The sequence below is a fragment of the Mesorhizobium sp. M0074 genome (assembly GCF_040322975.1).
In the GTDB taxonomy this organism is placed as follows: Bacteria; Pseudomonadota; Alphaproteobacteria; order Rhizobiales; family Rhizobiaceae; genus Mesorhizobium.
Window position 1 is genome coordinate 1 of the sequence record NZ_JAMYUM010000053.1, and the last position, 12,463, is coordinate 12,463.

A 12,463-nucleotide genomic window follows, 5' to 3' on the forward strand; every position below is an offset into this window, starting at 1 on the left:
ATATTCCGACTACCCCCCGCAGGGTGGGCCCCTCGCGGCGTTGCTCTTTCCCGGGGTCCTCGTTTTACTGCCCCCCCCCCCCCCCCCCACGCCCGACACCAACGAAACCGCAAAGCGATGAGGGGGTCAGTTCTTCGTTTCGCCCCAGGGGTCAAATCCTCACTTCGCTTGACATGAGCCTCTGCCGGAATAGGTTTTGATGCCGTCTGGCGAGTTCATCCGCGGCGTCCGCGTCGCCGGCGCGGATTGCTTTCACGATGTCGCGGTGATGCTGCGTCACCGTGCCGTAGTATTGATCATTCACCTTTCGACCCTCGGTGTTCTCGAAACCGAGCCGGCTTAGTCTCATGGCCATATTGGCCAATGTGACATAGTGGTCGCCTAGATAACGGTTGCCGCAGCTTGCGGCGATGGCTCCATGGAACCGAAGATTCTCATCGGCCATCCGTCCATAATCTTGCTCGAAAGAAGCTCGTTCGAAAGCTCGGTTCGACTGCTCGATCTGAGTGAGTTGCGCAGACGTGTGTCGGAGCGCACAGAAGCGATTGATGGCGCGCTCTGCGAGTTCAAGCGCCTCGAACAGCGCTGGGATTTCGGTGACGTCGATCGGCGCTATCCGCGCGCCCCGATTGGGCACTACTTCAACTAGGGCATCGGAGGCCAATTTGATTAGCGCCTCACGCACAGGCGTACGTGACACCCCGTATTCTTCCACGAGGTCCGGTTCGTTCAGATCCGTTCCAGGCCGGAGCTCGGCATTGAGAATCCTGCTTCGCAGGCTCTGATATACTGCGGCGCTGCTTTCCCCCTTAGGCCTTCCCCGTCCATTTCTCTTTGTTTCCATCAGGCCACCGTTGGAGGGCCGCGACAGTGCAGGGACAGCCCCGTTATCAGAGTCTGCACGCGAGAAAAACCCGGACCTCGCCTCGACCGTGCAGCGTCTCGAGTAATCAGCGCGGGAAGCTGAAAATTTTGGGTTGCACTCCCCTAGCCCCCTGTGACCGCTATCGCCGATTATTATACACAGTGTATCAATATGGAGTTACGCTGAAAATGTGGAATGTCGGCATTGACGTTGGAGGCACATTCACAGATTTCTTCGCTGTCAACGCGAAGACCGGCATGTCCGTGTCGTTTAAGAGGCCGTCGACGCCGGAAAACCCGCGACGGCAATCATCAACGGGCTAGCGGAACTTGCAACGGCGCGCGGGTGTGCCCCTGGAGGCGATCAGCCGGCTTTGTCACGGAACGACCGTAGCCACCAACACCCTCATCCAGCGCAAGGGTGCTACGGTCGCTTTGCTTACCACTGACGGGTTCAAGGATCTAATCGAGATCGGTCGACAGGTGCGGCCGAAGATCTACGATCTTCAGGCGGATTTCCCGAGGCCTGTCCTGGATAGAAAAAACCGCATTGAGGTCAAGGAGCGGGTGTCCGCAAGCGGCGAAGTTCTGGTTGAATTGACATCGGAGGAGATAGACCGCGTCGCCGCCAAACTGGATGTATCTTCTGTCACGGCATGCGCGATACGATTTCTCTTTTCATTTAAGAACGCAGATCATGAAAATCGGTTGGCTGCTGAGCTGCGAGCGCGCTTCCCCATGATTCCCTTTCTGTCTCCTCGGAGGTGCATCCCGAATTCCGGGAGTATGAACGCATTTCGACTACGGCTCTGAACGCCTATCTGCAGCCAGTCATGAACAGCTACCTCGGTAAATTAGATCGGGAGGTGCGTGAGCGGATCGGGCCCATCGAGGTAAATATCAGCCAGTCAAGCGGGGGGCTGATGTCGCTGGATCGGGCGCGTCGATTTCCGATCAGGACCGCTCTATCGGGTCCGGCTGCCGGCATCGTCGGCGCGACACGAATGGCGCGCAAGTCGGGCATTCCAGATGTCATAACCCTCGATATGGGGGGACGAGCGCGGACGTCGCCCTGGTTCGGAATTACCAGTTCGATTTGGCGCACGACCGTTCGATTGAGGGCTTTCCGATCCGCCTGCCGGCGATCGATATCAACGCGGTAGGGGCGGGCGGCGGTTCGATTGCCTGGTTTGATCGGGACGGCTTACTCAAAGTTGGCCCCGAAAGCGCCGGTGCCTATCCAGGACCGGCCTGTTACGGCCTTGGTGGCATCGCCGCCACTGTCACGGATGCGAACCTCGCGCTCGGACGGCTTCGACACACGGTTTGCTCAACGGCGCTATGACGCTCGACATCCAGGAAGCGCGCCGGGCCATTGAGCCCATCGCGGCAAAGCTAAAGCTCTCGGTCGAGGTCGCCGCGCTGGGCATATTGAATATTGTCTGCGCTAACATGGTTCGTGCCGTGCGCTCCGTTTCGGTGGAGCGTGGTCACGATCGGCTTGATCGACAGCATTTTGGATCAGTATGCGATAGACGAAATCAAACCGGGCTCAGTGCAACTAGTCGAGTCGGCTGTCACGACGGCGAGCTTGGCAGTTGGACGCAACTGCCCGAGCAGCGTCGGCACCAGAAGCAGGCTTGATAGCGCCACAGGGACATTCATAACGGCAGCCTGGTGCCGGATAAAGAAGCCGCAGTCTGCAGTTATTATAATCGCGCCTAGTTTAACTAAGCATTTGGCAGCCGCTATGCAGGCTGACTCAAGGCCTGGATCTCCTCGGACAAGGTATCCGCCCATGCTTCCTCTACGGTTTCGGTGATGATCGGGAAATCGTAGGTTGCCTCAGCATACATCCGGGTTCCGCGATGGGCGAAGCAGCTCCAGGCGGGAAGCCAAAGTCCAGGTTGTTGGACGCGCAAGCTGAACTATCGCGGATGCCATAGCGGACATCGAGGAAAAGCAATAACTGTGACCTGCCAATTACAAGAAATCAAGGACGACGTGCGCCGCCACAGAGCGAAGCACGTCGAGGAGATCTGCAGCAGCAATTCGTGGGTTCAGCCTTCCAAAATACCATCGCGTTGCATTGGCCGGCCGGGACTATCTTATCCCCTGCCGCCATACACAGCTATTGGATCGCCGAGGCTACCCGGTAAGGGTTCTTGACCGAGTCCGGGCCGATCCGAGGCTTCCGCCACTCCCCCATGGATGGGTGCATCCGTAAATCCCTCGGTGAGGTTACGTGCTAGCGGGTCAAAAACAGAATGGCGGAACTCCTTCGGGGTGGACTGCGCCAAACCGTAAATCGCTCCCTGAACTATTCCAGTTCCCCCCACATCTTGAATGGTCATCGGAATTCCTGCCGTCACACAGATATCACGCGCACGGCGGGCCTTTGTAAGGCCACCCACTCTCGAGATCTTGATGTTAATCAAGTCTGCTGCACTATCAGCGATAATCCGCATGACCATCTCAGGCGAGTCAACTATTTCGTCAAGAATCATTGGATGATCTGTCCGACGCCGCACTGCGAGGCAGTCGTCATATGAATAACAAGGCTGCTCTATATAGACATCAAGATCGCGAATTTGTCGCATTACTCGGAGGGCCTGGTCCCGCGTCCAACCGCGATTGCAATCGGCGTAGTATTCCTCACCGGGTTTGGCATGATCAAACATTGCCCGAATCTTTGATACATCTTGAGCAACATCTCCGCCCAACTTCAATGACATACGCCGGTAGCCTTTCTCACGGAAAGCCGCGGTCTCCGCCAACAACTCTTCAATTGACCCCTGAGGGTCGCACATAAGATTTAATCCGCCTTCGAACCTTCCGCCGAGAAGATCGCACAGCGGCATTCCAGTTGCTTTGCCGAGGATGTCCCAACAAGCCATGTCGATTGGTGATTTACCGTATGGGTGGCCATACAAGAAATGGTCCATCAGATAGTTGATTCGGTCGATCTGGAGCGGATTTTCTCCAATGAGGTGAGGAGCTAATTCGTCAATGGCTGCTATGGCCCCCTTTGCGAACGCCGGCAGATAGTTCCCTCCCATCGTTTCGACTTCGCCCCATCCGACGATCGCCGCATCAGTTTCGATTGCTACAATAGTGCTTTCGAACGATGTCCAAGTCCGACCACGTGATAGGCTGTAGCGTGGACAAGGCGTCACAATCTGAAAAACTGATATGCGAGTTATTTTCATTAGAAATTACCTCCGTGTCGTCTAGCCTGGATACACTAACTGCGAGCAGAGACATGATCCGCTCGTCGCGCAAGCCGCATGCCGGAGCATATGCCGGCGAGACGACAGAATTTGGTTCACCGGAATCTTGGTTGCATCTGACATGTCTCCACCTCACACATGCCCACCAGCCTGAAACAAAAGGACATTCGACGCTGAAAAATGGGCGTGCACGGGTTGTCCCGCTACAAATGCCGGAGTTCTCCCGACATTCTTTCGAATGGCCAGCAATCTGCCCTTACCAGGAAGCTCGACGACCACATGCATGTCGGCGCCCAGCGGTGCCACGTCGAGCACAATACCTTTTAGAACATTGCATTCTGCGTCTTTAGCTACTTCACTCGCTTCCCCATCCGTGAGCGCGATGTTTTCTGGCCTGACGCATAGATCAGCATGGTCGGGTTGATTGGATATCGGAGTTCTTGCGTGGATCTGCATTCCTTCGCTTGTGACGTAGATGCTAACGCCCTCACTCGAGCTGGCGCGCCTTGATCCACAAAACCAGTTAGACCTCCCGACGAACTCGGCGACGAATTTGTCGCTGGGCTCCGCGTATATCTGCGTCGGCGATCCACGCTGAACGATTTTCCCCCTCCGCATGACGACGACTTCGTCGCCCAAGCTAAGAGCTTCCTCCTGATCGTGGGTGACAACGATGGTGGTCGCGCCGACCGACCGGAGGATCTCCTTCAACTCAATACGCAGTTCTAGGCGAAGCTTTGCATCAAGTGCAGACAGAGGCTCGTCCAAAAGAACAATCTGGGGGTCCGTTGCAAGCGCTCGCGCAAGCGCGACGCGCTGCTGCTGTCCACCGCTTAGTTGGCTCGGATATCTGTCTTCCATGCCAGCCAACTGAACAAGTGACATCATCTGTTTGACACGAGAGGGTATCTCCGATTTCGGCGTTCCGCGATACCACATTCCGTAAGCGACATTCTGAGCCACGGTCATGTGAGGGAACAGCGCGTAATCTTGGAATAGCAGTCCGACGTTGCGTTCATAGGGCTTCAAGTGGCCAACATTGTTCCCGGAGATTTCCACGGTTCCGCTGTCAGGCGACGTGAAACCTGCTATGATGCGGAGAGTAGTCGTCTTGCCGCAACCGCTCGGCCCCAAAAGAGAAAGCACCTTTCCCTTCTCGATTTTCAAAGACACGGCATCGACGGCGGTGAATGCGCCGTACCTTTTGGTGACGTCTTTCAGCAACAGAACACTCATTCGCGATCAAGCCTTATAAATGCCCTGACCGATTGCTCGCTCAAGGCCGATTACGCGGTCCAGAACGACCAGCAAAGCGACGGTCATCCCCATTAGGATGGCAGCTGCCGCAGCGATTGTGAGATCCATCTTGGACTTCATTAAACTGATTAGAGCAACGGGGAGTGTATAAGTATTGTAGTCAGACAAAAATATACTGATCGCCACATCGTCCATCGATAATGCAAATGCGAAAATCGCGCCTGCGGAAATGCCGCTCTTGGCCAGAGGCAAGGTGATCGTGAAGAATGTCTGTCGCCCATTCGCGCCGAGGCTCAACGCGGCCTCGCCGAGCGTTTCGCTTATGCCCGTAACTCCGATCAACGTCATCCTTATTGTGTATGGCAATGCGATGATTAAATGAGCCGCAAGCAGCCTTGCAAAAGTCGGAAGGAGGTCAAATACAGAGAAGAACATAAGTAACGCGAATCCGATGATCACCCCGGGTATCACGAGTGGTGACAAAAATATGGTGGTTGTTACGTCACGCCATCGCGGAGACATTCGCCCGATCGCCACCGCCGCTGATGTGCCAATCACCGTCGCAAGGACCGTCGTTGCAATTGCCAGCAGCAAGCTGGTTTGGAACCCGGACCACAAGTAGGCATTATTGAAAAGCCGGTCGAACCATTTCATCGACACGCTCGTAGGAGGAAATGGGCCCATGAAGTCCCGCCCGTCGAATGCCATGGACACGGTAACAATCACCGGGAACAGGAGGAATATTGCTGTCCCCGCGATAATCGCCTTTACGCACAAACCAAGCAGGGAATCTGCACTTCTCTTGCTGAGCATTCTTTCACTGCCGGTCAAATGATGTGCCGATTGTGGACATGACAAAAATCAGGAGCAAAGAAAAAATCAACATGATAATCGAGATTGCCGCTCCACTCTGGTAATTCGCAACTTCGCCGAAGCGGCTGTAAATTAGATTTGATACAAATAGCACGCGTCCTCGGCCCAGGATCAACGGGATAACGAAGGCGCTCACGCCAACTGTCATCGATACCAGAAACGCAGAGAGAAGTCCGCGGATGCACAATGGCAACGTTATCGTGATATGAGCCTTGGCTGCCGATGCACCTAGGGACTGAGCTGCTTCTGCGAGGCGCGGATTGAGATTTTGTATGGCCCCGATCAAAACCAGGATCGACAATGGTACTGCGTAGTGGAGCAATCCCGCGATGACCACGAAATCAATGTACAGATAGCTATTGGTATTTATCCCTGCGGCGGACACGATCCGCGCAAATATTCCGACGGTACCGAAGGTCAAATCAATTGAATAGACACGAACTAGTGAGCTTAGGAACATGAGGCCGATAAGGGCTGAGATGGCTGCCTTTCTGACTAGCGGCGATGCACGCCTGGCAACGCAATACGCAATCGGAAAGGCAACGAGAATGGCGATGGCGGCCGCGCAGAAGGCCAGGAGATAAGTCTGAATAAAGTATCGCGCATAAACCGGGAGCATGAGCTGTGTGTAGTTTTCGGTGGTAAGCAGAGCTTCGGCCGTCGCGCCAATCCGACCTGGCTCGAAAATGCGAAAACTCTGATCAACCACCGCCAACATCGGCAGCAAAAGGAATAGGAAAAATGAGGCCACTGCGGGGAACAGCAGTAGCATTTGGCCCCGCATAGTCCTCATTCGCTCGCTCCGACTTTGTGCTCATTTCGGGCACCGCGTTCCTAATTTAAAGAAGTGGCACGATCTCCTGCTCCCATCGTTTCATCCACGAATCGGCCTGCTCGGCAACATAAGTCCAGTCTGGAATGTAGATATACCGATCCATTTCCTCCTCGTTGAAAACCATGGGTTTCACTTCGTCCGACGATCTCGCCTTTACATTGACGGGGATTCCAGAAATGTTACGGTTGAACTCTTCGTTGTTTTCCGCGCTGATCGCAAAGTTTGCGAATTTGAACGCCGCATCAGCATGCCCTCCCTTGAGTACGCACCATCCCTCCTGGTAGAGAAACGTCCGGAATCCTGACTCCGCATCCATTTTGGTTAGGTATTTGATCTTGAAGGAGCGCGCCATATTAATCGTGCCGCTACCCCCAATTAAGCTTATGCAAGTCTCGCCGGAGCTGATGGAATTAATAATATCAGTATCGCCTGTGGCTACGCGGCCGATATTTCCGCTGCGTGCCAACTCTTTCACGAAGTCCCAAGCTGGCTCCATGTTCCGCTCGTCACCACCTCTGTGAAGCGCGATCCCAATCATCTGTATATTAGAGCTGTAACTCGGCGCCGGAAAACATACTTTCCCCGCCAGCCGGGGGTCCAGAAGATCATCCAGCTTGGTAATCTCAAATGGAGCATTATCTTCGCGATAGAACCAGAACATCGACGATATGGTACGTGGTATGTTTATCACATTGCCCGCACCATCCTTGATCAGCAGCTTTTTCGGAATATCGGCTAAGTTCGGCAGCTTCTCGACCGTGACCGGCTCTGCCCAGCCTTCCCGAGCGATTGCTTGCATTGAAAGATCCCACCCCGCTACAAGATCTATGCCAGGGTTTGGCCATGAAGCCTTAATTTTCGGAAGAATAAGCGCCGCACCGCCGGAATACAGTTGCCAGTTAACCTGGATCTCCGACTGTTTTGCCGCGAGTTTCTGGATTTGCTCTATGTAACTGCCACCCCATTCAGTTGCAGTAATTGTGTCGGCGGCGTACGCCCTTCCTATCACCAATGGGCCGAGAGCGCCAATGGCCGTAGCCGACGCTGCATCTTTCAGGAATTTGCGTCGTGACACCGGATAATTGACCATTTATTCTTCCCCTCTGTTGTTTTTCCTTGATGAAGGGAGACCCCAGTGTGTCCAGTTGACAAGCATAATTTCGATATCGGGCCCATCTGGGAACCAGATAATCAATGTTAGCAGTTCACCCGACGAACCTGGTAGCGATTGTCTCGTGGCGAGCGCCAACGATGTGGTGACCGTCGCCAGCGTGGGCACGCGGCCTTCCATCCGCGCTGCCGGATATGAGTCTGGAAGACTCCTTGCCCACCCGTCATGCACAGCCGTTTGAAGCGCCCAGCGCCTTCACCATGGCCGCCGCCAGTATCGGCGGCGTGGTCGGCGGAATCCGCAGCCGCACCTTGCCGGCGATCCCCAGCTCGATCACTGCTGGTGGCGCGGGCTGGGACCGAAGCGGCGACAGGCTTATCGGGAACCACGACAACTTCGGCAAAGCCCGCTTACGGCTCTCATTGTGCAGCGCCACCTATACATCAGGCTGGTCGCGACATCGGATTGGCGCGCCACCGCCGCCACTGTGGCCCCGGGCGCGAATGCCGCGGCCAGTATCCGGCACTGATCCTCTTCAGCCAACGAGGACGACGCCGCTCCGGCCTGGTCAATAACGTCCCATGGCTCATGCTGTGCTGCTAATTACACTGGTAGGACGAACTTATGAGCGCTGACTCGCTACCGTGCCATGCTCGCGCAAGGCCGGTCTTCGCCGGAGGCGTGAGGAGGGCTGGGCGGTCAACCCCAAGCGAATCTATCGTCTTTACAAGTAGATGGGCTTGCAGCTCAGGAACAAGTCGCCGAAGCATCGCTAAAGGCGAAGCTGCGGGAGGATCGCGCCGATGCGACGCAAAGCAACCAGGTCTGGGCGATGGACTTCGTTCACGACCAACTGGCGACGGGCAAGAAAGATCCGTGTGCTGACGGTCGTCGACACGTTCTCCCGCTATGTGCCTGTGCTCGACCCGCGCTTCAGCTATCGGGCGGAGGATGTGGTCAGGGCACTGGAACAGACTGTCCGAAGATCGGCTATCCGAAGACGATCCGCGTCGCCCAAGGTTCCGAGTTCGTCTCCCGCGACCTCGACCTATGGGCCTACGCGAAAGGCGTGACGCTCGACTTCAGCAGGCCGGGAAAGCCCACCGACAACGCCTACATCGAAGCCTTCAACGGCCGCTTCAGGGCGGAGTGCCTGAACGCCCACTGGTTCCTGACCCTTGCCGATGCCTCTGAAAAGTTGGAGGATTGGCGCAGATACTACAACGAGGTGCGCCCGCATGGGGCGATCGGGCACAAGGCCCCGATCTCGTTGCTCAATCCCGATGGCGCCGCCAGCCCGCCATCGTGAAAGCCGGGAAACTCTACCTTCCGGCGGTCCAGAGAATGATATCGGAGCAGCATGGACAAACATCTCCCCGATTCGCGTCGTGAGAGCCCAATGCTGCGCTCGAATCCCGCATTTGCGATGGAGCGCCGGAAACAGCCACTGCGTCCTGTAGGAGCGTCGCCAAGGCACGGAGCGCGGCAAGATCGACACAGGGGGCGGCGCCAACCCGCCACATGGCCCGGGCCGCCCGATCGAACATCCAGGCCGGAACCTCCAGCCAGCGATCGGACGCGCAACCGGAGACGGTGCAGCGAAAAACCTCTCCGCCACCCTTCTCGATCACCTCATGAATGTGAACGATGCTGCCGGACCATGGGTGCCAAGGATAGAGAACCTCGCCTTCCTCGGTACCGTGGGCGTTCTGTCGTCGTGTTGTACAACACCGCGAGGCCTCACTCCTCGCTGAACTACCGGACCCCGGCGGCCTTCGCCAAGATCATTACCCCAACCGGCTCCGACGCTGCGCTAGATGGCGACGCCGCGTCTGCGCCGCTTGCTCAACCTGCGCCCAATGGCGTAGAACTGTGCTCGGGCGCGCGGCAGGAGCCTAACACGCGCGCGACAACGGTCGAACTGTTCGACGGACTGGAGGCGCGCAGCCAAAACCGCTGGCCTTCGCTCGGCTTCGACGCGTTGGCTATCAACGACCTGCTGTCGCCCTTCTTCACGGCGGGCTTCTACTACAAGACCTTCATGTGGCCGAAAGGCTTCTGGGAAAAGCTCTACGAGCCCGCCATCCGCAAAGCGGCGGGCCTCGGAAGCCTCTCGATGCGGCCGGACCCCGACGTCTATGACAAGGAAGGGCTATCTGCATTGCGACCTGCTGGTCATCGGCGGGGGGCGGCCGGGCTAGCGGCGGCGTTGACGGGGCTGCGCTCCGGCGCGCGTGTGATACTGGCCGACGAGGATTTCCGTTTTGGTGGGCGGCTTCTCTCCGAGACGGAAACGCTGGACGGAGCACGGGCCAGCGACTGGATCTCCGCGTTGGAAGCTGAATTCGATTTCTTGCCGAATATTCGGGTGATGCGGCGCGCCACGGTGTTCGGCGTCTATGATCACGGAATTTATGGCGCAGTGGAACGGGTTTCGGATCACCTTCTGGAAGCGGACGACCGTGTGCGCCAAACGCTCTGGCGCATCACGGCCAAACGCGCCGTACTGGCTGCCGGCGCGACGGAGCGGCCGATCGCCTTTGCCGACAACGACCGTCCGGGCATCATGCTGGCCGGCGCGATGCGGGCTTACGCAAATCGCTGGGCGGTACCCCCGTTTGAGACGATCGCCGTCTTTACGAATAACGATGACGGACATCGTACCGCGCGCGATCTCGCCGCCAAGGGCATCCAAATCGCCGCTGTTATCGACGCACGCCCCGAGGCAAAAGGCTCGGGATGACTACCTGATCGCGGGGGGCAGGGTCACCGGCTCGCGCGGACGGCTCGCCCTGACGGCGATCGAGGTTCAGGCCGACGGCAAATCCGAATGGATCGATTGCGGCGCGCTGGGTGTGTCCGGGGGCTGGAATCCGAATGTTCACCTGGCTTCGCATCATCGCGGGCGGCCGGTCTGGAACGATGCCTTGCAGGCGTTCCTGCCCGGTGAAGGTGGCCCTTCGGGCATGCTCCCCGCGGGCGCTGCGGCGGGATGTTTCTCGACCGCTGCGGCGCTGCGTTCAGGTGCGGAAACGGCGAGGTACGCGCTGCAGGAGATTGGGATCGCGGCGCGGTTGCCTGATCTGCCGCGCGCTGAGGAGGAAGGCTACACAATTGCGCCCATCTTACACGTGCCAGGCAAGAAACGCGCCTGGGTCGATTTCCAGAACGACGTCACGGTGAAAGACATCAAACTCGCCCATCCCGAGAACATGCGGCCTGTCGAGCATCTGAAGCGCTATACGACGCTGGGCATGGCGACGGACCAGGGCAAGACCGCCAATGTGGTCGGTCTGGCCGTTATGGCGGAGCTGACCGACGGGTCAATCGCCGAAACCGGAACGACGATCTTCCGCCCGCCCTACACGCCCGTCGCGCTTTCGGTGCTGGGCGGTGGCGATAGGGAGCTGCATTTTCGACCGCGCCGCCTGACACCGACCCATATTGGGCAGAAGCCCAAGGTGCGGTATTCGTGGAGGTCGGCCAGTGGATGCGTGCCCAATATTTCCTGCGTGCGGGCGAAACGCACTGGCGCCAGAGCGTGGATCGTGAAGCCATGGGCGTGCGCAGCGGCGTGGGTCTGTGCGATGTGACGACGCTCGGCAAGATCGATGTCCAGGGCACGCACGCGGGCGAATTTCTCAACCGGCTCTACAGCAACATGATGGCCACGCTGAAGATCGGCCGTGTCCGCTACGGGCTGATGCTGCGCGAAGACGGATTTGCCTATGACGACGGCACCTGCGCGCGGCTGGCCGAGGATCACTATGTGGTGACCACCACGACGGCCAATGCGGGGCTGGTCTACCGCAATATGGAGTTGCGCCGGCAGTGTCTTTGGCCGGAACTCGACGTCCAGCTCATCTCCACGACCGATGCCTGGGCGCAGATCGCCGTCGCAGGGGCCGAAATCGCGCACCCTGCTCGCCCGGATCGTTGACGGGTTCGACCTGTCGAACGAGGTCTTCCCCTTCATGGCCTGCGCGGCGCTGACCGTCTCCGGCGGCTTGCGCGCGCGGCTCTTCCGCATCTCGTTTTCGGGCGAACTCGCCTATGAAATTGCGGTTCCCGCACGATACGGCCACGCTTTGATGGAGCGGCTGACGGAGCTGGGTGCCGATCTCGGAGCGACGCCTTACGGTACCGAGGCGCTTGGCATCCTGCGGATCGAGAAGGCCATGCCGCCGGCGCTGAGCTGAACGGACAGAAGTTGTGTGCGTCAAGTTCTGCAAAATGGCGTGGCATTGCGGTGACGTCGGCGTGTCCGCCGCGCAGCCCCCGTGTTTAGCGGAG

At 57.7% G+C, this 12,463-nt stretch carries 12 protein-coding genes and 3 pseudogenes; 8 read left to right on the forward strand and 7 right to left on the reverse strand.

Features of this window, described 5'->3' with window-relative positions:
• Positions 1-151: 151 nt before the first annotated feature.
• Positions 152-844 (reverse strand): GntR family transcriptional regulator, encoded by a 693-nt coding sequence (locus NKJ73_RS33525; RefSeq protein ID WP_352572619.1) that lies wholly within the window; start codon positions 842-844, stop codon positions 152-154.
• A 209-nt stretch (positions 845-1,053) separates the two neighbouring features.
• Here NKJ73_RS33525 and NKJ73_RS33530 point away from each other — a divergent pair.
• The 3 genes and pseudogenes from NKJ73_RS33530 (at position 1,054) to NKJ73_RS33540 (ending at position 2,508) form a co-directional block, all read left to right on the forward strand.
• Positions 1,054-1,677 (forward strand): annotated as a pseudogene (locus tag NKJ73_RS33530) (hydantoinase/oxoprolinase N-terminal domain-containing protein).
• 20 nt (positions 1,678-1,697) lie between these two features.
• Positions 1,698-2,209 (forward strand): annotated as a pseudogene (locus tag NKJ73_RS33535) (hydantoinase/oxoprolinase family protein).
• Complete coding sequence (locus NKJ73_RS33540; protein ID WP_352572621.1) at positions 2,206-2,508, forward strand: hydantoinase/oxoprolinase family protein; 303 nt, start codon at positions 2,206-2,208, stop codon at positions 2,506-2,508. Before NKJ73_RS33535 ends, NKJ73_RS33540 begins: the two are co-directional and overlap by 4 nt.
• Before the next feature lie 464 nt (positions 2,509-2,972).
• On the opposite strand, the gene NKJ73_RS33545 is transcribed toward NKJ73_RS33540, so the two are convergent.
• From NKJ73_RS33545 to NKJ73_RS33570, 6 genes are all read right to left on the reverse strand, one after another.
• On the reverse strand, positions 2,973-4,073 hold the full coding sequence (locus tag NKJ73_RS33545) for a mandelate racemase/muconate lactonizing enzyme family protein (RefSeq protein ID WP_352572623.1): 1,101 nt from the start codon (positions 4,071-4,073) through the stop codon (positions 2,973-2,975).
• Positions 4,074-4,226: 153 nt separating this feature from the next.
• Positions 4,227-5,330 carry an ABC transporter ATP-binding protein gene (locus NKJ73_RS33550; RefSeq protein WP_352572625.1) on the reverse strand — a complete coding sequence of 368 codons (1,104 nt, stop codon included), beginning with the start codon at positions 5,328-5,330 and terminating at the stop codon, positions 4,227-4,229.
• A 6-nt stretch (positions 5,331-5,336) separates the two neighbouring features.
• The gene (locus NKJ73_RS33555) at positions 5,337-6,182 is read right to left on the reverse strand and encodes an ABC transporter permease (RefSeq protein WP_352572627.1); all 846 of its coding nucleotides are present in this window, start codon (positions 6,180-6,182) and stop codon (positions 5,337-5,339) included.
• Positions 6,169-6,996 carry an ABC transporter permease gene (locus NKJ73_RS33560; RefSeq protein ID WP_352572629.1) on the reverse strand — a complete coding sequence of 276 codons (828 nt, stop codon included), beginning with the start codon at positions 6,994-6,996 and terminating at the stop codon, positions 6,169-6,171. Before NKJ73_RS33560 ends, NKJ73_RS33555 begins: the two co-directional genes overlap by 14 nt.
• A 67-nt stretch (positions 6,997-7,063) precedes the next feature.
• The gene (locus NKJ73_RS33565) at positions 7,064-8,149 is read right to left on the reverse strand and encodes an ABC transporter substrate-binding protein (RefSeq protein ID WP_352572631.1); all 1,086 of its coding nucleotides are present in this window, start codon (positions 8,147-8,149) and stop codon (positions 7,064-7,066) included.
• Positions 8,150-8,393: 244 nt separating this feature from the next.
• Positions 8,394-8,606: a hypothetical protein gene (locus tag NKJ73_RS33570; RefSeq protein WP_352572641.1), complete on the reverse strand. Its 213-nt coding sequence runs from the start codon at positions 8,604-8,606 to the stop codon at positions 8,394-8,396.
• A gap of 250 nt (positions 8,607-8,856) precedes the next feature.
• Between NKJ73_RS33570 and NKJ73_RS33575 the strand changes: the two are divergent.
• The 5 genes and pseudogenes from NKJ73_RS33575 to NKJ73_RS33595 all read left to right on the forward strand — a co-directional run.
• Positions 8,857-9,479 (forward strand): annotated as a pseudogene (locus NKJ73_RS33575) (IS3 family transposase); the annotation flags it as partial.
• 408 nt (positions 9,480-9,887) lie between these two features.
• Positions 9,888-10,913, forward strand: coding sequence for a hypothetical protein (locus tag NKJ73_RS33580; RefSeq protein ID WP_352572633.1), 1,026 nt, complete (start codon positions 9,888-9,890; stop codon positions 10,911-10,913).
• The gene (locus NKJ73_RS33585; protein ID WP_352572635.1) at positions 10,819-11,763 is read left to right on the forward strand and encodes an aminomethyltransferase family protein; all 945 of its coding nucleotides are present in this window, start codon (positions 10,819-10,821) and stop codon (positions 11,761-11,763) included. Before NKJ73_RS33580 ends, NKJ73_RS33585 begins: the two co-directional genes overlap by 95 nt.
• The gene (locus tag NKJ73_RS33590; protein ID WP_352572637.1) at positions 11,661-12,110 is read left to right on the forward strand and encodes a hypothetical protein; all 450 of its coding nucleotides are present in this window, start codon (positions 11,661-11,663) and stop codon (positions 12,108-12,110) included. The genes NKJ73_RS33585 and NKJ73_RS33590 overlap by 103 nt, the downstream gene beginning before the upstream one ends.
• Positions 12,046-12,369, forward strand: coding sequence for a hypothetical protein (locus NKJ73_RS33595; protein ID WP_352572639.1), 324 nt, complete (start codon positions 12,046-12,048; stop codon positions 12,367-12,369). Before NKJ73_RS33590 ends, NKJ73_RS33595 begins: the two co-directional genes overlap by 65 nt.
• Positions 12,370-12,463 lie beyond the last annotated feature (94 nt).